The organism is Coleofasciculus sp. G2-EDA-02 (assembly GCF_040226375.1).
GTDB lineage: Bacteria > Cyanobacteriota > Cyanobacteriia > Cyanobacteriales > Coleofasciculaceae > Coleofasciculus.
This window is the reverse complement of sequence record NZ_JAVKEW010000078.1, coordinates 1-21178: the sequence shown is the minus strand read 5'-3', so window position 1 is coordinate 21178 and position 21178 is coordinate 1. Positions and strand designations below refer to the sequence as shown.

The following is a 21178-nucleotide window of genomic DNA, read 5'->3' as shown; positions in this document are numbered from 1 at the left end:
ATTAGGCTTAGAGGCTAGTCCGAACTAGGGAAGTATTCGGAAGTCTGTGCCAGAACTAGGCTCAAACCGAGCTATTCACCGCTTACGTTGTCCAAACTGGCTTGGTCAATCCTTGTCCCTTTTAGGGCAAGGTTGGTGAACTAGTCAACGTACCTAATATAGGCTACGCTGATTCTAACAGACCAAGAAAGACAATGATTATCTCCTACCAGTACCGCCTCAAGCCAAATTACGAACAACGCTCTCGTCTGACTCGTTGGCTCGATATGCTGCGCTATCAGTACAATTGGTTACTGGCACAGAGGTTTGATTGGTGGGAGAACAATCGTAACTCCGTTAATGCCTGTCCTTTGGTTTGTAGTATTGCTCAACCAAAAGAGCAGCCAGAATACTATGGGCAGAAACGTTCGTTGGTTCAGTTGAAGCAGGAACGTCCCTGGTATCAAGATATCCATGCCCATGTACTCCAGGATGTTGTTAAGCGGGTTAACTTAGCCTTTCAGCGATTTCTCAAGGGCGATAGCAATGGGAAGCGTAGTGGAAAGCCTCGATTTAAGGGGAAGAATCGCTATCGGACAATGGCTTTCCCGTCAATCAAGGCTAACTGCATACAGGGAAACCGAATTGTTTTCCCTAAGCTGGGGGCTATTAAGTTCATCCAACATCGACCTACGCCAGATGGCTTTGTGGTGAAACGAGCGTTAATCACCAAAAAAGCAGATGGCTGGCATGTTACCTTGACTTTAGAGGACGAGTCTGTTTCCAATGCTCCCACCATAGTTATCCAACCAACAGAAGACAACAGCATCGGTGTGGATGCTGGGTTGGAGTATTTTGCTGCTTGTTCTGATGGGACTCTGGTTGAACCTCCAAAGTTTTATCGGCAGGCTGAAGATAAACTTACCACACTCCAAGCCAAAAGGGAGTTAAGACCAAAAGGGTCTAAGGCTAGACGGAAACTTAATCAACGTATTGCCAGATTGCATCAACGCATTGCTCTTCAACGCAAACAATGGCATTACGAACTAGCTGGAAAATTGCTAGACAAAGCCGATGTTATCTTCGTCGAAGATCTCAAAGTCTCCAATATGGCTCGTCGTAACAAACCCAAACAGGATGAAGAAGGGAATTTTCTACCTAATGGACAATCTCAAAAGTCAGGTCTGAACAAAAGTTTTGCCGATGCGGGAATAGCTGGATTCCTCAATGAAATCTTGCCTTACAAAGCTGAAAAAGCTGGTAAGCAGGTCATTAAAGTGAATCCTGCGGGTACATCTGAGCATTGTGCGATTTGTTTGAACCGAGTCTCTAAAACTCTATCGGATAGGTGGCATGAATGTCCTCATTGCGGTGCTTCCATGCCACGAGATCTGTGTTCGGGTATTTTAATCAAGAAAGTGGGGTTGGGCATCGCCTCACTCAAAAACGCGAAGTCTCGGAAACGGGATGGAGAAGCCCGCACTTTATCCGAAGGATAAGTGTCGGGAGTATGTCACTAAATAGCCTAGTATAAGCAAGAGCGAACCGAAAAGCTGCCCCGTCTGGGAGGAGTGTGGATGTGAGTCGATCAGTGCTAGATCAAGTGCGCCTGGGTTTATCGGTAGGCGCGGCTAAAACCGTTACCTCGTTGGTGCGAGGATTCCGTTTAGGGGCAGCTAGTGTATTACCAGGGTCCATCGCCCGCAGAATTCAACCTCATGCTTTACCGTTGCTCTTGGCACAGGTAAGGCGTGGGGTGATTCTGATTGTGGGGACGAATGGGAAAACCACGACAGCTTTATTGTTGCGGACTCTGTTGGAGCGTCAGGGGTGGCGAGTGGCGCATAATGTCACGGGTGCGAATTTGATTAATGGTTTGGTGACGGCGTTGATGGAGCATACCAATGTTGTTGGTTTGCTGGATGCCGATTATGCCATTTTAGAAGTGGATGAAAATATATTACCCTTGCTCTTGCAGGATTGTCAGCCTCAGGTGATTGTGGGTTTAAATCTATTTCGTGATCAGCTCGATCGCTACGGGGAAGTGGATACGATTAGTCAGCGCTGGATGGACGCGATCGCACCGCTTCCTGCCCAAACGCGGGTGATTTTGAATGCTGATGATCCGACACTGTGTTATCTCGGTCAGCAGTTATCGCAAACGGTGCGATTTTTCGGTTTAAATGAACCTGATCGCTATCTGGAAGAAATTCCCCATGCCGTAGACTCGATTTACTGTCCCAGTTGCGGTTATCCTCTGGATTACAAGGGGGTTTACTTGTCTCATTTAGGGGACTACCATTGCGCGAGTTGCGGCTTTAAGAAAAGTTCCTTAGCGGTAAATAGTCAGGAGTGGCCCCAAATATTAATTGGTATTTATAACAAATATAATACCCTGGCGGCTGGATTAGTGGCAGAGGAATTGGGTATTGAACGGGCGGATATTTACGACACGGTTAAAACTTTCAAGGCGGCGTTTGGACGAGCCGAGGAATTAGAGGTTCAAGGGAAGAATGTGCGAATTTTGTTGTCGAAAAATCCGGTAGGGATGAATGAAACCATCCGGGCGGTGCATGATATCCAAAAACAGGGGGGCGCATCGACAAAGTTAGTCGTATTGAATGACCGTACCCCAGATGGAACCGATGTATCTTGGATTTGGGACGTGGATACGGAGAAGCTAGTGGCGTTAGGGGGGACGATTGTGGTGAGTGGCGATCGCGTTTATGATATGGCATTGCGCCTCAAGTATTCTCAATCTGAGGCAGAACATCCTTGTGAGTTAATTATTAAAGAGGATTTACAAGAGGCGATTAAAACGGCATTGGCACATACACCTACAGATGAAACGCTGCATATTTTACCCACTTATTCTGCCATGTTAGAAGTGCGGGGATTACTCACCGGACGGCAGATTTTATGAGTTGCCCTTGGTGATTAACGCATCTGACCAAAACAGTGATTTTAGCTTTTTTCTGGTAGCCAGTTCATCTCTAATAATTGGTCGAGGGTATAAGGGCAGTTTTCGGGAAAATCCACATCATATCCGGTCTTTTGTTTCACGTAGTTTAATGCTTTTTCATAAATTTTGACTTGGTTTTCTTGGAGGTAATTTCGTAAGTTTTGGGTTAAATCTTCATTGATTTGGGTTCTAAAGCTCATAATTTCTGCTTGCCAGTGATTGGCATTATAATCATGTTCTGCCGTCCAATATTGCCAAAGTAGCAAATGCCGGATAATCTGTTCTAGAAACCTTTCAACTGTTTTTTTCTCTCGCCGACTCAAGTCTTCCAACTCCTCAATTAAATGTTCCTTGTCCAACTCATTGAATCGGTTTTCTTTTAACAAACTAATGGTTAGCGCTAACCATTGGTCATATTCAACGTCATAAAGTGATGCTAAGTTCATGTTCACCGTCATTTTTAACTCTGTTTATTGATCAGGATTTGTCTAATTATCGTATATGATAGTGACCCATAAAATTGTGGATTAGATGTGAGCATTGAATCGGGCGCACGCCATGCGCCCCTACAGTTTATGATTGCCGGGTACGGTGCAAGTATAACTAAAACTTTTAAATCAGTGAGATTTGATTTGATATTTGTTGCTTAACAGAGCTTAACAGGCAAAAAAACCGTGAGAATTATTTGCAATAAGCAACGAAATTGCGAGGATTCAGCGATTTGTCTATACTAATAATGAGCGTTTTTTATATGCATTTTTAGAGAAAGTCGCCTCATTGTAAGTTGAACCCCTTGATTTTGCGTCAAAAAGCTGTACTCCTCGCGATCAAGCCCGTTGGGGTTCGACCCATGTATTTTTGTAAAAATCAAAATCTTTTTTTGACAAAAAGCAGTAAAAGTGGTAATTGATTTCATGTTCTGTTTCATGACTTATGAATAAGGTGGGGAGGGCGGGTTTTGTTGTTCATTTATCGGTGAGGAGGGCGGGTTTTATTGTTCCGTTATCGGTGAGGAGGGCGGGTTTTGTTGTTCCGTTATCGGTGAGGAGGGCGGGTTTTGTTGTTCCGTTATCGGTGACTAGCTGAATTGATTCCCTAAACCCGCCCCGACAATTGTGCCTAAACCCGCCCCGACAATTGTGCCTAAACCCGCCCCTACAATTGACTTATAACTTCTTTCGGTTTCCGCTCCAGTCAGGCTGTAAAACTTAGATAGACATGAACCAAAAACGATGAATCCCGACCATCTAGAACTAACCATTGGCTGGCTATACCCGACCCTGATGAGTACCTACGGCGATCGCGGCAATGTGATCTGCCTCCAACAACGCGCTCAATGGCGGGGGATTCGGGTGAATGTCCTACCCCTCGATCAACAAACCCAGGCTGACCAATTCCACCAGGTCGATGTGTTTATGGGGGGTGGCGCCCAAGACCGACAGCAGGAAATTGTCATGCGGGACTTGCGGGGGGCAAAGGCGGATGCCTTGCGGGAGAAACTGGAAACCGGAACCCCTGGGGTGTTTACCTGCGGTTCCCCGCAACTGTTGGGTCACTATTACGAACCCGCCTTGGGTCAACGGATTGAAGGATTAGGGTTATTGGATTTTGTCAGTAAGCATCCCGGACTTGATGCGCGTCGGTGTATTGGCAATGTCGTCTTTGAGTTAACCGCCTCTCCCCTTGCCCAAGACTTAGAACAGATGCTGGGACGCAAGCCGATTGTGATTGGCTTTGAAAATCATGGCGGGCGTACCTATTTGGGGAACGTCTCCCCCCTGGGTAAGGTAGTGAAAGGCTACGGGAATAACGGCGAGGATGGCATGGAAGGGGCATTTTATCGAAACGCGATCGCAACCTATTCCCATGGTCCGCTGTTGCCCAAAAATCCCTTTATCGCCGATTGGCTGATCCAAACCGGATTAAAACAAAAATACCAAACCCCTATCACATTGACGCCCCTAGATGATACGTTAGCTAAGCAAGCACGGGCAGCGATGTTAAAACGCCTCTCGCTGACCAACCTGGCTCAAGAACCCGTAAACTGTTGAAATAGGCACTATGCCAATCAACGGCTAAGCCGAGCTAAGGTTTGGCTGTCAGTCACGGGAATGCCATCGTTACCGTAATTCAATTCGCTTAAGCTTAAGAGAAAATTGCAAGCAGGGATATGACAGGAAAAGTAATTGATAGCAGTACTACAGGGATTCTGATTCTCCTACTCCCGATCGCGTTTGTATTTGTCCTGTTGTTTAAAACGTGGCCCTATCTGCTTGCGCTTTTGATCGTGATTATTCTGTTGAAAATTTGGCAGCAGTATCGGTGGCTGCAATGGAGTAAGCAAGTCAATCCCTTCTTCAATCAGTTAATCAAAGACAATCAGGGTTGCTTGACGCCCCTAGACTTGTCGATGAAAGCGAATATCTCTGGAGCAGCCGCACAGCGATACTTAGATAGAAAGACAGAAGAATTTGGGGCGAAGCGTCGAGACTACGAGGATAAAGGCATCGTTTATTACTTTCTGACTGCCAATGCACTGGGAAGTATCTTTGAAAGTAGTGAACCGCTACCGGAACAAGAGTATGAATCCTTAACCAATCAAGCCCCAAAGCTGGTTCAATGGTTGATGGAGGATGAGATGGATGAGGAGTCTGAGACTGAAGCAGAAGACATCCAGGAAAAACCCGAATCTGCTCAACAGAAGCCATCACCTCAAGCCAATGATCAGGATAAACAGACTCAGGCTTTGATTCAGGCAGAATTAGCCAAGCGACTCGATGTGCATTCGAGTACTATCGGCAAGCGCAAATCTGACCCAGATTTTGCCCAATGGAGTCAAAGTAAAGATCCAGAAGGAGTCGCTTGGGAATATTCACCGGAGACAAAGGAGTTTTTGCCTGTGGAGGAAGATTATTAGTCATCATTTGTCATTCGTCATTTGAGAAATAGGAGTAAGGATTAAAGACGCGAGTTTATTTAAGGAGCAGCTCTCAACCCAACCGAAGAATAGGCGATCGCGAACCGACAGTGTACAATAATCCATTTGGGCTTCATACCATAAAATTATTGCCATGAAGATTGTTCAACGCCTAATTGTGTCTACCCTAGCGCTGTTTTCAGTGACCACACTTCAGATTGCCGCAACAGCTAGACCCCTGAACGAATCGGAGCAAGAAGTCGAAGCTCAGATTCGAGCGGTTATTGAAGCCCAAGACAAGGAGGGCTATCAATTGGTATTTCCGCGAACGGTAGCTAGACTCTCTAGAGGAGCGCAAGCACCAAAGACAGTATTTCTATCGCCCAATCGAGAGTACAGTTTCGTTGCCGTTTGCGATAAGAGTTGCGAGGATATCGATTTGATTGTAGAAGATATGCAAGGCAATGTAGTCGCATCTGATCTGACCGATTATGCCGTCGCTGTTGTCCCTTTTGTTCCCCCCGCAGAGGATAGGTATGAGATTAATGTAAAAATGAGTAAATGCTCGTCTAGGAACAGAAGTTGTGATTTTGGTTTAGGCGTCTTTGCCAAGTCGGAAGGTTAAATCAGAGGGAACAGGGAACACGCAACGGACACCTAGCCGGCTATGTCTGGAACACTCGCAATCTGTAACACACCGCGTTATCAAATTGTACTGGCTTGAAGGCATTATCTAAGCTAACCGTCGTTTCCCCGGCTCCCCCTGCTCCCCCTGCTCCCCCTGCTCCCCCTGCTCCCCCTGATTCAAGCGTTCCCCATTCCCCGTTCCCTTTAACGACAAGCGAACAATTTCTGCATGGCGGTGGTATAAGGCTGAACGATTGATTTTTGCTGAGTGTCTAGGCGGATGATAATCTTTTCTACCAGCAGTTTAACCATTTTGTCCACTAATTCCCAACTTACGTTCACACTGGGATAAACCATTTCACATAAGGGAAAAAGTTCCTTTTCCATCGCTGCCATATTCTGTTCCAAAACACAAACCCAAAGGTAGGCTTGAAACATCTCGACATCGCGGATACTTGAGGCTTTTACTTCTGGAGCATCCAGTTTCCCGCGACGGCTGCGATAATTGGGATAGAGTTCCAATGCTTTGCGATAAACTCGTGCGGCAATTTCCTGACTTTTGGGTAGGAGTTGCTCGACTAAGGCTAATATAGGAGAATTAAGGGAATGTTGACCCGCCGCCGCGCATACCCGTTGCCAAGGAATACAAACTTGCTCTTCAATAAATTTGAAGTAGGGAGAGAGTAATAACTGTTCGGGTAGGCTTAACCGATTTAGTAAAACCTTTGAGCTCAGATGAAATTGGGTACTCATAAATCCCAGAATCTTCTGATTACTGGCTGATAAATGTTGCGACTGAAATTGCATTAATTCTGGGGTGAGAATGGTAACGAGGGATGATATTTCGGGTAGCTCTAATTTGGGCATAACCGAGACTTTATATAAATCGGTCGAGATATCAACGGCTTCCACCTGAGATAAGGCAGTGATTAAGCCGGAATTCGGTGACTGTTTTTGATAGACGGATAAAACCTTCTGATAAACCTGTGCTGAGGATGTGGCAATGCCCTGGGATTCGGTTAAGTTCACAACATTGGGAATGTAGGAGAAGAGAATACTCGTGCGGATACCTGCACATTTGCAGTGAATTTCTATCAGTTGAGAGAGTTTACTCGCGGTTTTCTCTCGCCCTTGGGGAGAGGCGGCTTCCATTAACTCAGTTGTTGTGCATTTGTGGCTGGTTAATGAAAGCGTGGATAAGTCAGGAACATAGCGGGAAGCCCAAAGATTAAGCAGGCGTTTAACCGTGAGACTTTTTTCTAATGGGGTTGTTACCAGCATGAAATACTCCTAGTCTGTGGTGAGGATATTCAACAAATCGGATGATTGACATCCGTTGAGCCTATTGTTGGCTGGTAGATTCCTTTGGCAAATTCATACCCGTAGGCATTTTTACCTGGCTCTCCCTGCTTTCTGAACGGGTGGGAAAATTTTGCCCTGAATGTCTATGCTTGCGTTAATGTAACAGTCTTAATGTTTAGTATAAACGCAAATATATGAATTTCTGTAAACCTTTTTTAAAGAAATACTTTGCCGTCGCCCAGAGGAATTAAATCCTCAATCGCATTCGTCACCAAGAGGGGAGTTATCGCTGGCTGGCGTGGAAACTTGTCCCTGGGGATATTACACCGTTGAAACAGGCAGAAGCGGAAATTCTTAAAGCCTATAAAAGATCCCCATCCCATGGCTTACCCCTTTTTAAGGGGCAAGGAAGGGGGAGCTAAAAGCCAAAACAGTAACATAAGCTACAAAATAATTCCTGGGATAACTTATTACTTATGACAATCGCATTTCAGGGGAATCCTGCGCTATACTGCTCAAGATTTCGCTAGTGAGTACCCAGGAAAATAATGGATCAAATGTCTCTCACTGTAACTCAAGTCATTCAAGCCATCCTTGCACCCGCCGTGATGATTTCATCCAGTGGTTTGTTCTTTTTAGGATTAAATGCGAGACAGTCTTCTTTATTAAATCGTATCCGGTTATTGAACAACGAGAGAAGAATCATTGCGAAAGAGTTAATGCACCAAGGACAGTTCGATTCGGGAGAAGATATTCGCTTTTTAAGTTTAGAACATCAACTGAATAATCTGTTGCGCCGCGCCTGGTATGTGCGGAATTCAACCCTTTGCGACACATTGGCGGTTGTTTTTTTTGTGTTGACATCATTTGCCATTGCCCTCCATTTTTTTATGGGGATAACCTTCCTGGCACAACTCCCCATTTTTTTGTTTATTACTGGGATGTTTTTGGTGTTAGTGGGGGTGATTTGTTTAGCGATTGATGAAGTAATCGCCTATTCGGTGATTTTACTGGAGGTTCAAGATAAACAAGCCGTTGGGTTCAATTTATTCGGCAGGTTGAGTGAACCGAACCAGGGAGAGCAGAGTAAAATATAAAAACAGAAAAGAAGCGTCTTTTTATCTGCCTTTTCAGGTGAAAGCGTTGGTGACAAAATCTGCTATGGTTGATGGCGAATAGATATTTATCGAATCGATTCAGAGGAGTTCGCTTTGCTGTCTACTTTCCCCCTACAACTCAATCCCTATCTCCTGTTAACGATTCACTGCATCATTGGCATTATCGCGGCGCTCCTGGCTCGACACAAGGGGTTTGATTTTCGCCGTTGGCTGATTATCGGGTTAATTGGCGGTACACCTGCGTTGATAGTGGCGCTAGTTGTTAAGCCAAAGCTGTAGGGATTTCAGCTTTCACGGTTGAACCACCATAACCATCTGTAGGGGCACGACATGTCGTGCCCCTACAAGGTTTAGTCTAGAATAGTCAGTGAAGTACCCCAACTTGCTTCCTGTCGGGTTGCTTATGTTGATTGAGTCGTTTAGGCGGTTCGCGAGGGCTTGTTCCAGGCTCAAAGACTCGTCAGCCACACATAGAAACTCGTCAGCCACGCCCAGAGACTCGTCAGCCACACATAAAGACTCGCTAGCCACGCCCAGAGACTCGTCAGCCACACATAGAGACTCGTCAGCCACACTCAAAGAGTCGTTAACCACACATAGAGAGTCGCCAGCCACAATCTAAAGATTCACCAACCCGCTCACCCCTTCAGATGCGAACTTTTCATGGAAAGTCTAGACACCTGAGTCGGGGCGGGTTTAGTTACATCCGGGTGCAACCGAAAAGATAGTCGTGAAACCCGCCCCTACAAAATCTTTCAATCTCCTAATCTGCCATTAACAACTTACCTCCCTTCGTTGCGCCAGATACGGTGACAAATAAGATGCAGATGAATTACTCTCCTGCTTGTTGTTTGAGTAGATTAATTAAATTATCTGACAACCACAAACCAGCATCTTGCAAGGCTTGAATTCTGGGAGACACGTAATCAATTAATCCTCGTTGTTTTGCCAGGATAATTAAGCGACCTGTTCCAATTGTAAGAATACTTAAAGCTTGACAACAGCGACGTGCGGCTCTATCATCAACAATCGCCGCCAAATTGGAATCGTTTAGAGCCAAACTTAATACTTCCGATTCCCCCTTGCCTAAATCCCACGCCGCCACTTCTTGTGGGATCTCTCCACTTTCTACTCGTCGCGCCCAAGTGACCTTAGATAATTGTCGAGAAGCGGCATCGTTTTGAGCGGTTCCTGTTACTTCATCCCAGACACCGACTGGCACGATAATTTCCGAGAAAAGTTGAGGCAATAAATCAGCTTGTTGACTTTTAAATAGGACAATCAGAGGTGAAGCATTAATCACCACGCGCTTAATCAACATTCGCCATTTCCTCTGCCAACTCCTCAGCCGTGTATTGCATAAAATCTACTTGATACCGAAACAACGCATTAATGAATTCAGCGCGAGTTATTCCAGCAATTTCAGCGGCTTTACTTTGAGATATTTGCCCCAGTTCATACCATTTTACAGCAGCGGCTATTCGCATCTCTTGGACAAACTCATCTGGATTCTTTCTCAGTGCAGAAAATACCGTTTGGGGAAGTTCAATCGAGACAGATGTCATAAAAAAATCTCAACTTTATGACTATACACCATAGCATTAAACTCAAATCTGACTTGACTTAGGCTGTCACACAACTTCAGGACTTACGCCGCGATACCAAATAGACCTGTAAAATATAAACACCTCTGCGCCCCTCTGCGTTGACCTCTGCGTCCCTCTGCGTTAAAAAAACACAAGGATGTACCGTACACCGCCCAAAAGATTTATGAACTAGGTTAGCGCGATCGCTCTTGGAAAGGGGCTAAAGCCCCGACTACAAACTACAAACTACAAACTTGTGCGATCGCACAAGGTAGATGGCATACTCATCCCATCAACAACCAAAACCTATAATAATAATCTGTACGCTATCTCAAAACCCTGTACCATGACCACCTCTCCCCGTCGCTACCATATCACCACCTTTGGCTGCCAGATGAACAAAGCCGACTCGGAACGCATGGCTGGTATCTTAGAAGATATGGGATTTGAGTGGTCAGAAGACCCCAATGACGCCAGCCTCATCCTCTACAACACCTGCACAATTCGCGATAACGCCGAACAAAAAGTCTATTCCTACCTCGGTAGACAAGCAAAGCGGAAACAAGAACAACCTGACCTTACCTTAATTGTTGCCGGCTGTGTCGCTCAACAGGAAGGAGAAGCGCTGCTGCGACGTGTCCCAGAATTGGATTTAGTTATGGGACCCCAACACGCCAATCGCCTGAAAGACTTACTCGAACAAGTCGGTGACGGAAACCAAATTGTCGCCACTGAACCCATCCATATCGTCGAAGACATTACCAAACCCCGCCGCGATAGCACGGTTACCGCTTGGGTAAATGTGATTTACGGCTGTAACGAACGCTGCACCTACTGCGTTGTCCCCAATGTACGCGGCGTGGAACAATCCCGCACCCCAGAGGCGATTCGGGAGGAAATGGCAGAATTAGGACGCCAAGGGTATAAGGAAATTACGCTGCTGGGACAAAATATTGATGCCTATGGGCGAGATTTACCTGGCGTAACTGAATCGGGACGGCATCAGCACACCTTGACAGATTTACTTTATTATGTTCACGATGTCCCCGGAGTTGAGCGGATTCGGTTTGCCACGAGTCACCCCCGTTATTTCACGGAACGATTGATTCGCGCTTGTAAGGAATTGCCGAAAGTTTGCGAACATTTCCACATTCCCTTCCAATCCGGGGATAACGATATCCTCAAAGCCATGGCGCGGGGATACACTCAGGAAAAATATCGCCGAATTATTGATACGATTCGCAATTATATGCCCGATGCGTCGATTAGTGCGGATGCGATTGTCGGCTTTCCGGGAGAAACCGAGGCACAGTTTGAGCATACATTGAAACTGGTGGAGGATATTGAATTTGACCAATTAAACACCGCCGCTTACTCCCCTCGCCCCGGTACACCCGCCGCCCTGTGGGAGAATCAACTAAGTGAGGAGGTCAAGAGCGATCGCTTGCAACGACTTAACCATTTAGTTAGTATAAAAGCCGCCGCGCGATCGCAACGGTATTTTGGGCGGATTGAAGAGGTTCTCGTCGAAGACCAAAATCCCAAGGATTCCAGCCAAGTTATGGGACGCACGCGGGGGAATCGGTTGACGTTCTTTAGCGGCGATATTAATCAATTAAAAGGACAGTTAGTCCAGGTAAAAATTACCGAAGTTCGCGCCTTTAGTCTCACGGGTGAAGCGTTAACTTTAGCCCCTTGTTAAAAAGGATGTGATGTCAGGTAGGCAATGCAGATCCGACTCCTGATCGAGGCAGATCTAGCAACTGATGATTGGGAGTGCGATCGGCTAAAGATTTGCATTAGAACAAATCCATGAAAACTAGGATAATCATTTTGGACACAGGTTTATGAAATTAGTAATGCTATGTTCAATGAAATCTTGCAACGAATGCGAGAAAAGATTCGCTCACAAAAATATGTGATGACACTCCACGCTGAAGAAGAAATGAGTGAGGATACCCTCACGATCTATGATATTGAACAAGGCATTCTGACAGGCGAGATACTGGAACGTCAAAAAGATAGGGCGACCGCCGAATCGAAATACCGCATTCGAGGTACAACTCTTGATGGTGGGGAAGTCGAGTTAATTGCCAAGCTGAGTCCAACTGGGAAGCTAGTTATCATTACAGTATATGTACCTTAAAAACGAAAAACGGGAAAATGCTATATGATGTGCGATATTTGTGGAAGTGACAGTGTAATCATCCGCCAGATTACTAGAGCATACGGCAAGGGTGAAGACTTACTCGTGATCGAAAATATTCCAATCCTCAGTTGCCCTGATTGTGGCGAGAGCTATTTTACCGCACAAACCCTTCACGAAATTGAGCGGATTAAACGCCAACGTAAATCCTTAGCTGTTGAACGTCCTGTAGAAGTGGCTAGTTTTGCACAGTGAGTAACATATCCTTGAATTAGCTAATAGTCATCATATTCACGAGCAATAGAAATCTCCCCCACCTTCTCTCTGGAAAAAGTGCAGTTACCGTTGAGATGGGATATATAAGAGAAGAAGAGATATGTTATAGATGATCGACCCAAAGCAATAACGTAGTATGGGACTAACTGGGACTGTATTCCAGGCATAGCCCTGCTAGTAACGACTTTGGGGTTCTCTTGAACGAAGGGAAAGGTTCAAACTCCCTGAAGGCGGATCAATGACTTGACACCTCGCCAAAACGACTTAGATTAGACTGTTCAGCTAAGCTGCTATTTTGAGGACTCCCATGACCACCCTCGTCATCGTCGAATCTCCCACCAAAGCTCGCACCATTCGTAACTACTTGCCTTCGGACTACCAAGTAGAAGCGTCAATGGGTCATATTCGTGACCTTCCTCAATCGGCTAGTGAGATCCCTGAAGCCATCAAGGGAGAAAAATGGGCGCAGTTGGGGGTAAACGTGGAAGCAGATTTTGAACCCATCTACGTTGTCCCCAAGGATAAAAAGAAAGTCGTCAAACAACTCAAAGACGCCCTACAAGACGCCGAAGAATTAGTCCTAGCCACAGACGAAGACCGAGAAGGGGAAAGCATCAGTTGGCATTTATTGCAAGTCCTCAAACCCAAAGTTCCCTGCAAACGCATGGTTTTTCACGAAATTACCCAAGAAGCGATTCGTGACGCCCTGCAAAATTGTCGGGATATTGATGACCAACTGGTACGCGCCCAAGAAACCCGGCGAATTTTAGACCGATTGGTAGGTTATACCCTCTCACCTCTGTTGTGGAAAAAAATTGCCTGGGGATTATCAGCGGGGCGCGTCCAATCCGTTGCGGTAAGGCTTTTGGTGCATCGAGAACGCCAACGCCGTGCATTCCGTCAAGGGAGTTATTGGGACTTAAAAGCCCTTTTAGACCAAGACAACACCCCCTTTGAATCCCGCCTCGTCACCCTAGCGGGGACAAAAATTGCCACGGGAAGTGATTTCGACGCCAACACGGGGCAAATTATTGAAGGGCGAACGGTGCGGCTGCTGAATGAAGCTGAGGCGCGAGACTTGCAGGCGCGGCTGTTGGACAAAACCTGGACAGTGACTAACCTAGACGAACGCCCCGTCATCCGCAAACCCGCCCCCCCATTTACCACATCCACCCTGCAACAGGAAGCCAACCGCAAATTAAGCTTATCGGCACGGGATACAATGCGGACGGCTCAAAACTTGTACGAACAGGGGTATATTACCTATATGCGGACAGATTCGGTGCATTTATCCGAGCAAGCGATCGCAGCAGCCCGGAGTTGCGTCGAACAAATGTATGGTCAGCAATACCTCAGCCCCAAACCGCGTCAGTACAGCACCAAAAGTAAAGCCGCCCAAGAAGCCCACGAAGCCATTCGCCCCGCCGGAAGCACGTTCCGTACCCCCAGAGACACCGGATTATCGGGTCGCGAATTGCAACTGTATGAGTTAATTTGGAAACGCACCGTCGCCAGCCAAATGGCAGACTCGCGCCAAACCCACATTACCGTAGACCTCGAAGTCGAAGATGCAGGATTTCGGTCTACAGGAAAACGCATCGATTTTCCCGGTTACCTCCGGGCGTATGTGGAGGGTTCTGATGATCCCGAAGCCGCCTTAGAAGACCAAGAAGTTGTCCTTCCCCCCTTAACCCCTGGGGATCATCCAGAGTGCCAAAACCTGGAAGCCATCGGTCATGAAACCCAACCACCAGGGCGCTACACCGAAGCCTCCCTGGTCAAAACCCTAGAAAGTGAAGGAATTGGGCGTCCTAGTACCTACGCCAGCATTATCGGTACAATTATCGATCGCGGCTATGCCCAAATGCAAAAAAAGACCCTCATCCCCACCTTCACCGCCTTTGCCGTCACCAGTTTACTAGAGAAACACTTCCCGGACTTGGTAGACACCAGCTTTACCGCCAAAATGGAACAAACCCTAGACGAAATCTCCACCGGAGAAGCCGAATGGTTACCCTATCTGGAGAAATTCTATCGGGGCGACAATGGCTTAGAAACCCAAGTGCGCGAACGGGAAGACCAAATTGACCCCAATGAAGCCCGGAGTATCGAACTGGAAAATCTGGATGTTAAAGTTCGTATTGGTAAATTTGGTCCCTACATCGAAGCCGAAAATGGCGAGGGTTCCGTCACCGCATCCATTCCCCAAGACTTGACCCCCTCTGAACTGGATGCAGAACAGGTAGAGATTATCCTCAAGCAAAAAACCCAAGGACCGGAAAAACTGGGACTGCACCCGGAAACGGGCGAACCGATTTATCTGTTAACCGGGAGTTATGGTCCTTATGTCCAATTGGGTGAAGTCTCTGAGGAGAATAAGAAACCGAAGCGGATGTCTTTACCCAAAGGGGTGAACATGGAAGATGTCACCCTAGACATGGCGCTGGGTCTATTAGCACTCCCGCGTACTCTAGGTGTTCATCCTGGAACTGGGGGCAAAGTTCAGGCGGGATTGGGACGTTTTGGTCCTTATGTTGTCCATAACCAAGGTAAAGAGGGAAAAGATTATCGTTCCCTCAAAAAAGAGGACGATGTATTGACAATTTCTATGGATCGTGCATTGGAGATATTGTCTCAGCCGAAAAAATCCAAAGGGGGTAGTCGCAGCAAATCCAAGACTCCATTACGGGAATTAGGGGCGCATCCAGAGGATAAAGAACCCGTCAATATCTACGAGGGTCCTTATGGGACATATATCAAGCATGGTAAAACTAATGCGGGAATCCCTGATGATCAATCGGTTGAGGATATTACCCTAGAAAAAGCTTTGGAACTCTTAGCCGCGAAGAAATCCAGCAGCCGTTCCAAAAAATCAAAATCCTCAAAATCCTCAACATCCTCGAAGAGTCGCAAGAGTACCAAAAAATAGGTTGATGTAGAGACGCGCCATGGCGCGTCTCTACCTAACGTTTACGTTGAGGTAGAGTCAAATGAGAGAGACGACGCCCAAAATGAGGTAAAAATACAGTGGCGATGGGGATTATCTAATGTTGCAAGAATTACATACGTCCAAACCCTGATTACCACTCACTCTCCCCTTGTCCTAGCATCGGTTGAACCCATTTTCCAAGACGAACGCGATCGCTTATTTTTGTTCGAGTTACAAGGTGAAAAAGTAACCCTAGATTAAATCTCTTGCTGTTCAATATTTGGGAGCCTTAAACTAACAATTGAGTACACCAACTACGGAAGACCAGAAAACCCAATGGCAAACAACACCTCTTTAGAAAAACGTATGGTAGCAGTTGAAGCAGCGATCGCCGAATTGCAGAAACAACTTGCAAATCCTCAACCGACAAATTGGCTACAACAAATTACAGGGTCTTTCAAAGATGAACCTGCCTTTGAGGAGGTACTGGCTTACGGACGAGCAATTCGCCAAGGTGATGAGTCTGTACTAGAAGCACAAGACGAGTTATGAAATATTTATTGGATACAGACCATCTGAGCGTTCTTCAGCGTCAAACAGGGAAGGATTATAGCAAGCTTTCGAGACACATGGCTCATCACCCGCTATCGAATTTTGCCGTATCAATTGTCACTTTTCACGAACAAATGCTTGGTTGTCACGCCTATATTAATCGTGAGCGTAGCCTAAATGATGTAGTGAAAGGATATGAGATGATGGCGCGGCTCGTTAATGACTTTAAAGTGTTACCCATCCTACCATTTGATCCGGGTGCAGCTACAACATTTGAGCAATTAAAGTCAAAACGGATTCAACGGGCAAAGATGGATGCAAGAATCGCGGCAATTGCACTATCTCGCGGATTAATTCTCTTAACCCGCAATCATCGAGATTTCGGGAAAGTGGCAGGGTTGGCAATCGAAGATTGGACAATTTAATACTATTTTAGCATAATATAAAAACATTTGTATTTATTTACTATTCTCGTTTCCCGTTTCCTGTTTCCTGTTTCCTGTTTCCTGTCCCTTTGTCTACCTCCGTTTTATATCTCAAGTAAAATTGTTATATGTCTTCATTTATATACTGACAATAGAATCGACGGATATACTTATATCAGGAAACGCTAGGGGATAAATTCTTCCTCCCGTTAGCGTCGATCGGGAAGCGTATTCTCCATCTTGGGGATCTCGAAATACAATCAGTTGTCTTCTTTTTAGGTTAATGACCCAGTATTCAGAAATACCAACTTGGGCATAAATTTTACGTTTTATCTCTAAGTCTTTCTCTAAACTGGACTCGGAATACTCAATTAACCAAAGAATGTTGTCTGGATAAGGGTGATGCTCTAGGTATTCACGCCCCAATCGTTGCACAATGGCAATATCGGGTTCAGGTTCAGAGTTGTTTGGGAGTGTAATCGGCTTGGCTAAGCGAACCATGGCGCGATCGCATAACCGCCGCATCAGATATTCCCCAGCTTCACTACTGAAGTAGGCGTGGGGTTCTCCTTCTGGTGACATCTCGACAATTTCTCCCTGAAGTAGTTCCACCTGCCGATCCTCTAAGATCCCTGCCGCAATCATGCGGTGATACTCGTCTATTGTCCATTTGGCTGTGGTGATTGCCATTGCGATCGCGTTTCTGTTGCTTTAAAGTTGAAACACTGATTCGGTTTAGGTTTCCTTCAATCCAAATCCTTATGGGTAAAGGATTTGGCATCCTTGCCACTATAACTCGCAACGATATGACCTTGACCTGTCATTTGATATTTATACGTCACCAATCCTTCTAATCCTACAGGACCACGGGGCGGTAATTTATTTGTACTAATTCCGACTTCGGCGCCAAACCCATACCGGAACCCATCCGCAAACCGAGTCGAACAGTTGTGGAAAACATTCGCGCTATCCACTTGATTGAGGAATATCTGGGCAATGTCTGCATCTTCGGTAACAATAACATCGGTATGCCCAGAACCGTAGGTATTAATATGATTAATTGCTGCTTCCAGAGAGTCTACGATTTTAATCGACAGAGTTAAATCATTATATTCTGTAGACCAATCTGCATCTGTGGCGGCTGAACAGTCAATCATTTGGCAAGTCGCTTCATCGCCACGGAGTTCCACCAGCCGTTCTTTCAAGGCTTTTGCGGCTAGGGGAAGGAAGCTCGGCGCGATCGCACGATGTACCAGTAGGGTTTCTATCGCATTACACACCGCCGGATACTGAGTTTTCGCATCGACAGTAATCTCTACCGCTTTTTGCAAGTCAGCCGCCCGATCAATATAACCATGACAGATTCCATCAGCATGACCCAATACCGGAATCCGGGTATTATCTTGAACAAAACCGACAAAGGCATTCGATCCTCTGGGAATAACTAAATCAATGTATTTATCCAACTGCAATAGCGCCATCGTCTCCTCTCTGGTGGTTAAGAGTTGCACCACAGCCGGATCAATTGAACTTGTAGATAATCCTTTATGAATCGCCTTAACAATCGCTTCACAGGATCGTACTGCTTCTTTCCCGCCTTTGAGAATCACCCCATTCCCCGATTTTACCGCCAGGGAGGTAATTTGCATCACCGCATCGGGACGTGCTTCAAAGATAACGCCTAAGACTCCCAGGGGACAAGTGACACGCTTGAGAACTAATCCTTTATCGACTTCCCGATGAATTTGGATTGCGCCAATGGGATCAGTCAACCTACCCACATCCCGCACCCCCGCGATCGCGGCGTTTAGTTTCGTCTCATCCAGCTTCAGGCGATTGTACAGGGGTTTAGGGATACCCTCCGCTTCTGCGGCTTGACAATCCGCGACATTCGCCGCCAAGATATCTGCTGTTGCGGTTTCTAAGGCTTTCGCGATCGCTTCAATGGCTAGATTCTTGGTATCAGTGGACATAACCGCCAACAGTCGCGCCGCTTGGCGAGTAGCTTGTGCGATCGCGCTGAGGGATTGGGATGGTACTGGAGTCGCTGTCATGGCTGGAGATACAAATACCAACTAAGTCATCTGAAGTCTAGCAAAATCTTGGACTGGAAGGAAATTATGATTTCTACTCAATTAAATAAATATTTTAACAGCCAAGCGCTCCAAAACATAATATGAAAAGCCACAATTACCCAAAATACGACTTGGTAAGAATTTTTGCTGCTTTTGTGGCGTAGGGTGCGTTGAGCAATGAAAGCACCTAACCATCCACCTGCTAGTTCGCACAAATGTAACGTTTTTTCAGGTATCCTCCATTCTCCGGTTCTAGCATGGGACTTATCGTGAGCATAAAGGAGAAAGGTTAACCCACTCATGCTCAAATACATCAGCAGAGGAATAAAATTTGATGTTATTGATGCCAAGTGAACTGAACCGCCGATAGGAAATAGAGATAAAAACAAAACTTGCCAGACTAATGAAGACGATTTTGTTCTCTTTTTCGATCGCTTTCTTTTAGCAGAGGTTTTTGCTAACTGTTTTGGACTAGGCTGAGATGCCGTTCCTTCGATGACAGCATTGCTAGCACGAAGTTTTCCTTTGTTGTCAACGGTTACTTGATAAAGGATAATGTCATCGACTTGGGGACGGCGATTAGGATTCTTTAATCCAGTGATATGCAGAAAAACGTCTTGATCGCCATTATCGGGTTTGATAAAGCCAAAACCCCTTTCGTCTTTCCAAACCGTTAATTGACCTTTATGGGTTTTTGGTTTCATCTATAAAAATCAATGAACGAACCATAGCGCGATTTTATCCGGCGTGGTGTAAAAGCGATCGCCAAAACCTTGATCTATCTAACTGTTGAATTTACCATCTACGTTGCTATTGGTGGAGTTGCGATCGCGCTTTTCTGGCTGGGATTACCCAGCTATGTTGCCTTAGGATTAAGTATCGGGTTAGTCACTTTGGTCAAGCTGAGACGACTTGCGATCGCGGCGAGACGACTGCGTTAGCAACTCCCCATGATCGGTTCCTGATTTGCCAAGGACGAATGACAAAAGACAAAAGACAAAAAAAAGAGAGTCACCTAAGCAACTCTCCGGATTATCAGGGTGCATCTACTATGCACAATTATAAACTTATGGGATGAGGGGTGTCACCCCCTATTTACCAAAAAGATATTTAGTTTTGTAAAGGAGTGGCGGCGTCACCCCTGATCCGTGACCCCTGAGCGACGACAATAATTATACCTCCGTCGCAGAAAACTCCGCGTCTTTAGACCGGAGATTGTCAAATATGAATACCACACTCGGTTTTTCCTATACCGCGCCAGCGCCCCGCCCGTTCGTGTTCCCCTGAAACTACTGGCGTCGTCAGCGGTTCATCACCGATACTTGCATACCCTTGGTCATGGAGGGGGTGGTAAATCACACTATGCTCCGCTATGTATGCCCATGTCTGTTGGCGCGTCCAATTTGCCAAGGGATTAATTTTCATTCGTCTGTTATTATCCAGTTCAAATACTGAGAGATTAGCGCGAGTTTTCCCTTGATCCCGACGGCGACCATTAATCCAAGCAACAGTATCTAGTTCGGCTAGACCCCGTTGTAGCGGTTCAACTTTCGTCAGATAATGGAATTTTTCAATATCCTTGTGCCAGAGTTCGTGTCCGTAACGAGCGGCGAAATCTGAGCGGGAGTTGGCTTGTAAGGATTTGTAGACGTGTAAATCTAACCTGTAGACCGATTTGGCTTTCTCAACGAATTCTAGAGTCTGGGAAAAGTGGTGCAGCGTGTCGAGAAACAGTACCGGAACTGGGGGTTGGGGAGCGAGAACGCGGTAGAGGATATCAATGATGACGATACCTGTAACACCAAACGCTGTGGTTTGCACCAGTCCGGTGGGAATATTCTCTAGACACCAGGTTAGAATATCTCTTGGATGTGCGCTTTCAAATCGCTGGTTTAGTTGATTTAGGTCAAACGTGGTAACTTGGCTCACGGATGTACTCGCACAGATCATAACAGCTTGCTCCAACTCGACTGAGTATTAATACTTACTTTTACCCTTAGTAAAACAGGCGAAAGTGAAATCAGGATGAAAAGCAAGCTGTTGTTCTGATTCAGGTTTAGACGAGGTATTTCATCCTAATTTCATAAAGGGCTGTCAAGCTATTAGATAAGAAACTCCATAGAGCTTGTTAAGCCGGAGAATGTTGTAAGCAACCCCGGTCTAAAGACACGGAGCTTTAGCCAAATAAGTTAAAGCTGTGCTTACCAGCCTAAGTGCTAAGCGCACTACGTTATCGGCAAGTGTTAAAGACCTACCAGCGGATGCGATAGCCAGTTTGCTGCTC

25 protein-coding genes are annotated in these 21178 nt (G+C 46.0%); 15 read left to right on the top strand and 10 right to left on the bottom strand.

Going from position 1 to position 21178, the window contains the following annotated elements:
• Positions 1-194: 194 nt before the first annotated feature.
• The gene (locus RLO19_RS08145) at positions 195-1478 is read left to right on the top strand and encodes an RNA-guided endonuclease InsQ/TnpB family protein (RefSeq protein WP_446339702.1); all 1284 of its coding nucleotides are present in this window, start codon (positions 195-197) and stop codon (positions 1476-1478) included.
• Between the two features lie 80 nt (positions 1479-1558).
• Complete coding sequence (locus tag RLO19_RS08140) at positions 1559-2902, top strand: MurT ligase domain-containing protein (RefSeq protein WP_446355414.1); 1344 nt, start codon at positions 1559-1561, stop codon at positions 2900-2902.
• 41 nt (positions 2903-2943) lie between these two features.
• Here the strand turns inward: RLO19_RS08140 and RLO19_RS08135 are convergent, their stop codons facing one another.
• A complete protein-coding gene (locus RLO19_RS08135) occupies positions 2944-3399 on the bottom strand; it encodes a DUF29 domain-containing protein (RefSeq protein WP_446355412.1) in 456 nt (151 codons plus the stop codon).
• Between the two features lie 475 nt (positions 3400-3874).
• Here RLO19_RS08135 and RLO19_RS08130 point away from each other — a divergent pair, with 475 nt between their 5' ends.
• From RLO19_RS08130 to RLO19_RS08120, 3 genes are all read left to right on the top strand, one after another.
• Entirely contained in the window at positions 3875-4027 is a 153-nt protein-coding gene (locus RLO19_RS08130) for a hypothetical protein (RefSeq protein ID WP_446355410.1), read from the top strand.
• A 146-nt stretch (positions 4028-4173) separates the two neighbouring features.
• Positions 4174-4992 carry a type 1 glutamine amidotransferase gene (locus RLO19_RS08125; protein WP_446355408.1) on the top strand — a complete coding sequence of 273 codons (819 nt, stop codon included), beginning with the start codon at positions 4174-4176 and terminating at the stop codon, positions 4990-4992.
• A gap of 119 nt (positions 4993-5111) precedes the next feature.
• On the top strand, positions 5112-5858 hold the full coding sequence (locus tag RLO19_RS08120; protein ID WP_446355406.1) for a hypothetical protein: 747 nt from the start codon (positions 5112-5114) through the stop codon (positions 5856-5858).
• A gap of 3 nt (positions 5859-5861) precedes the next feature.
• Here RLO19_RS08120 and RLO19_RS08115 read toward each other — a convergent pair whose 3' ends face one another.
• Entirely contained in the window at positions 5862-6014 is a 153-nt protein-coding gene (locus RLO19_RS08115; protein WP_446355404.1) for a hypothetical protein, read from the bottom strand.
• Here RLO19_RS08115 and RLO19_RS08110 point away from each other — a divergent pair.
• Positions 6013-6483, top strand: coding sequence for a hypothetical protein (locus RLO19_RS08110; RefSeq protein ID WP_446355402.1), 471 nt, complete (start codon positions 6013-6015; stop codon positions 6481-6483). The genes RLO19_RS08115 and RLO19_RS08110 overlap by 2 nt on opposite strands.
• Before the next feature lie 206 nt (positions 6484-6689).
• Here the strand turns inward: RLO19_RS08110 and RLO19_RS08105 are convergent, their stop codons facing one another.
• Positions 6690-7766, bottom strand: a complete 1077-nt coding sequence (locus tag RLO19_RS08105; RefSeq protein ID WP_446355400.1) for a hypothetical protein — start codon at positions 7764-7766, stop codon at positions 6690-6692.
• 569 nt (positions 7767-8335) lie between these two features.
• Here RLO19_RS08105 and RLO19_RS08100 point away from each other — a divergent pair.
• Together RLO19_RS08100 and RLO19_RS08095 are read left to right on the top strand one after the other, a co-directional pair.
• A complete protein-coding gene (locus RLO19_RS08100) occupies positions 8336-8884 on the top strand; it encodes a DUF2721 domain-containing protein (RefSeq protein WP_446355398.1) in 549 nt (182 codons plus the stop codon).
• Positions 8885-8998: 114 nt separating this feature from the next.
• The gene (locus RLO19_RS08095; RefSeq protein WP_446355396.1) at positions 8999-9184 is read left to right on the top strand and encodes a hypothetical protein; all 186 of its coding nucleotides are present in this window, start codon (positions 8999-9001) and stop codon (positions 9182-9184) included.
• A 12-nt stretch (positions 9185-9196) separates the two neighbouring features.
• On the opposite strand, the gene RLO19_RS08090 is transcribed toward RLO19_RS08095, so the two are convergent.
• The 3 genes from RLO19_RS08090 to RLO19_RS08080 form a co-directional block, all read right to left on the bottom strand.
• Positions 9197-9520, bottom strand: coding sequence for a hypothetical protein (locus tag RLO19_RS08090; RefSeq protein ID WP_446355395.1), 324 nt, complete (start codon positions 9518-9520; stop codon positions 9197-9199).
• A 217-nt stretch (positions 9521-9737) separates the two neighbouring features.
• Complete coding sequence (locus RLO19_RS08085) at positions 9738-10226, bottom strand: DUF3368 domain-containing protein (RefSeq protein WP_446355393.1); 489 nt, start codon at positions 10224-10226, stop codon at positions 9738-9740.
• Complete coding sequence (locus RLO19_RS08080) at positions 10216-10470, bottom strand: UPF0175 family protein (protein WP_446355391.1); 255 nt, start codon at positions 10468-10470, stop codon at positions 10216-10218. The genes RLO19_RS08085 and RLO19_RS08080 overlap by 11 nt, the downstream gene beginning before the upstream one ends.
• Before the next feature lie 367 nt (positions 10471-10837).
• On the opposite strand from RLO19_RS08080, the gene miaB reads away from it, so the two are divergent.
• From miaB to RLO19_RS08050, 6 genes are all read left to right on the top strand, one after another.
• Positions 10838-12193, top strand: coding sequence for a tRNA (N6-isopentenyl adenosine(37)-C2)-methylthiotransferase MiaB (miaB, locus tag RLO19_RS08075; protein WP_446355389.1), 1356 nt, complete (start codon positions 10838-10840; stop codon positions 12191-12193).
• Positions 12194-12355: 162 nt separating this feature from the next.
• Positions 12356-12637: a DUF4258 domain-containing protein gene (locus RLO19_RS08070; RefSeq protein WP_446355387.1), complete on the top strand. Its 282-nt coding sequence runs from the start codon at positions 12356-12358 to the stop codon at positions 12635-12637.
• 24 nt (positions 12638-12661) lie between these two features.
• On the top strand, positions 12662-12892 hold the full coding sequence (locus RLO19_RS08065; protein WP_446344343.1) for a type II toxin-antitoxin system MqsA family antitoxin: 231 nt from the start codon (positions 12662-12664) through the stop codon (positions 12890-12892).
• A gap of 328 nt (positions 12893-13220) precedes the next feature.
• On the top strand, positions 13221-15842 hold the full coding sequence (topA, locus tag RLO19_RS08060; protein WP_446355385.1) for a type I DNA topoisomerase: 2622 nt from the start codon (positions 13221-13223) through the stop codon (positions 15840-15842).
• 336 nt (positions 15843-16178) lie between these two features.
• Positions 16179-16394: a hypothetical protein gene (locus tag RLO19_RS08055; RefSeq protein ID WP_446355383.1), complete on the top strand. Its 216-nt coding sequence runs from the start codon at positions 16179-16181 to the stop codon at positions 16392-16394.
• Positions 16391-16819 (top strand): type II toxin-antitoxin system VapC family toxin, encoded by a 429-nt coding sequence (locus RLO19_RS08050; protein ID WP_446355381.1) that lies wholly within the window; start codon positions 16391-16393, stop codon positions 16817-16819. The genes RLO19_RS08055 and RLO19_RS08050 overlap by 4 nt, the downstream gene beginning before the upstream one ends.
• Positions 16820-16957: 138 nt before the next feature.
• Here the strand turns inward: RLO19_RS08050 and RLO19_RS08045 are convergent, their stop codons facing one another.
• The 3 genes from RLO19_RS08045 to RLO19_RS08035 all read right to left on the bottom strand — a co-directional run bounded on the left by RLO19_RS08045 (position 16958) and on the right by RLO19_RS08035 (position 19598).
• The gene (locus RLO19_RS08045; RefSeq protein WP_446355379.1) at positions 16958-17509 is read right to left on the bottom strand and encodes a Uma2 family endonuclease; all 552 of its coding nucleotides are present in this window, start codon (positions 17507-17509) and stop codon (positions 16958-16960) included.
• A 56-nt stretch (positions 17510-17565) separates the two neighbouring features.
• Complete coding sequence (locus RLO19_RS08040) at positions 17566-18873, bottom strand: glutamate-5-semialdehyde dehydrogenase (RefSeq protein ID WP_446355377.1); 1308 nt, start codon at positions 18871-18873, stop codon at positions 17566-17568.
• Between the two features lie 77 nt (positions 18874-18950).
• Entirely contained in the window at positions 18951-19598 is a 648-nt protein-coding gene (locus tag RLO19_RS08035; protein WP_446355375.1) for a DUF1294 domain-containing protein, read from the bottom strand.
• 69 nt (positions 19599-19667) lie between these two features.
• On the opposite strand from RLO19_RS08035, the gene RLO19_RS08030 reads away from it, so the two are divergent.
• The gene (locus RLO19_RS08030) at positions 19668-19835 is read left to right on the top strand and encodes a hypothetical protein (protein ID WP_446355373.1); all 168 of its coding nucleotides are present in this window, start codon (positions 19668-19670) and stop codon (positions 19833-19835) included.
• Between the two features lie 277 nt (positions 19836-20112).
• Here RLO19_RS08030 and cysH read toward each other — a convergent pair whose 3' ends face one another.
• The gene (gene cysH, locus RLO19_RS08025) at positions 20113-20844 is read right to left on the bottom strand and encodes a phosphoadenosine phosphosulfate reductase (protein ID WP_446355371.1); all 732 of its coding nucleotides are present in this window, start codon (positions 20842-20844) and stop codon (positions 20113-20115) included.
• Positions 20845-21178: the final 334 nt, after the last annotated feature.

Excerpts from the sequence above, each read along its gene's own strand:
- RLO19_RS08065 (WP_446344343.1), top strand. The coding sequence starts at position 12,662 with ATGATGTGCGATATTTGTGGAAGTGACAGTGTAATCATCCGCCAGATT.
- miaB (WP_446355389.1), top strand. The coding sequence starts at position 10,838 with ATGACCACCTCTCCCCGTCGCTACCATATCACCACCTTTGGCTGCCAG.
- RLO19_RS08120 (WP_446355406.1), top strand. The coding sequence starts at position 5,112 with ATGACAGGAAAAGTAATTGATAGCAGTACTACAGGGATTCTGATTCTC.
- RLO19_RS08125 (WP_446355408.1), top strand. The coding sequence starts at position 4,174 with ATGAATCCCGACCATCTAGAACTAACCATTGGCTGGCTATACCCGACC.
- RLO19_RS08070 (WP_446355387.1), top strand. The coding sequence starts at position 12,356 with ATGTTCAATGAAATCTTGCAACGAATGCGAGAAAAGATTCGCTCACAA.
- RLO19_RS08130 (WP_446355410.1), top strand. The coding sequence starts at position 3,875 with ATGAATAAGGTGGGGAGGGCGGGTTTTGTTGTTCATTTATCGGTGAGG.
- RLO19_RS08100 (WP_446355398.1), top strand. The coding sequence starts at position 8,336 with ATGGATCAAATGTCTCTCACTGTAACTCAAGTCATTCAAGCCATCCTT.
- RLO19_RS08035 (WP_446355375.1), bottom strand. The coding sequence starts at position 19,598 with ATGAAACCAAAAACCCATAAAGGTCAATTAACGGTTTGGAAAGACGAA.
- RLO19_RS08050 (WP_446355381.1), top strand. The coding sequence starts at position 16,391 with ATGAAATATTTATTGGATACAGACCATCTGAGCGTTCTTCAGCGTCAA.
- topA (WP_446355385.1), top strand. The coding sequence starts at position 13,221 with ATGACCACCCTCGTCATCGTCGAATCTCCCACCAAAGCTCGCACCATT.
- RLO19_RS08110 (WP_446355402.1), top strand. The coding sequence starts at position 6,013 with ATGAAGATTGTTCAACGCCTAATTGTGTCTACCCTAGCGCTGTTTTCA.
- RLO19_RS08080 (WP_446355391.1), bottom strand. The coding sequence starts at position 10,470 with ATGACATCTGTCTCGATTGAACTTCCCCAAACGGTATTTTCTGCACTG.
- RLO19_RS08085 (WP_446355393.1), bottom strand. The coding sequence starts at position 10,226 with ATGTTGATTAAGCGCGTGGTGATTAATGCTTCACCTCTGATTGTCCTA.
- RLO19_RS08055 (WP_446355383.1), top strand. The coding sequence starts at position 16,179 with ATGGCAAACAACACCTCTTTAGAAAAACGTATGGTAGCAGTTGAAGCA.
- RLO19_RS08115 (WP_446355404.1), bottom strand. The coding sequence starts at position 6,014 with ATGGCAATAATTTTATGGTATGAAGCCCAAATGGATTATTGTACACTG.
- RLO19_RS08040 (WP_446355377.1), bottom strand. The coding sequence starts at position 18,873 with ATGACAGCGACTCCAGTACCATCCCAATCCCTCAGCGCGATCGCACAA.
- RLO19_RS08135 (WP_446355412.1), bottom strand. The coding sequence starts at position 3,399 with ATGACGGTGAACATGAACTTAGCATCACTTTATGACGTTGAATATGAC.
- RLO19_RS08105 (WP_446355400.1), bottom strand. The coding sequence starts at position 7,766 with ATGCTGGTAACAACCCCATTAGAAAAAAGTCTCACGGTTAAACGCCTG.
- cysH (WP_446355371.1), bottom strand. The coding sequence starts at position 20,844 with ATGATCTGTGCGAGTACATCCGTGAGCCAAGTTACCACGTTTGACCTA.
- RLO19_RS08045 (WP_446355379.1), bottom strand. The coding sequence starts at position 17,509 with ATGGCAATCACCACAGCCAAATGGACAATAGACGAGTATCACCGCATG.
- RLO19_RS08145 (WP_446339702.1), top strand. The coding sequence starts at position 195 with ATGATTATCTCCTACCAGTACCGCCTCAAGCCAAATTACGAACAACGC.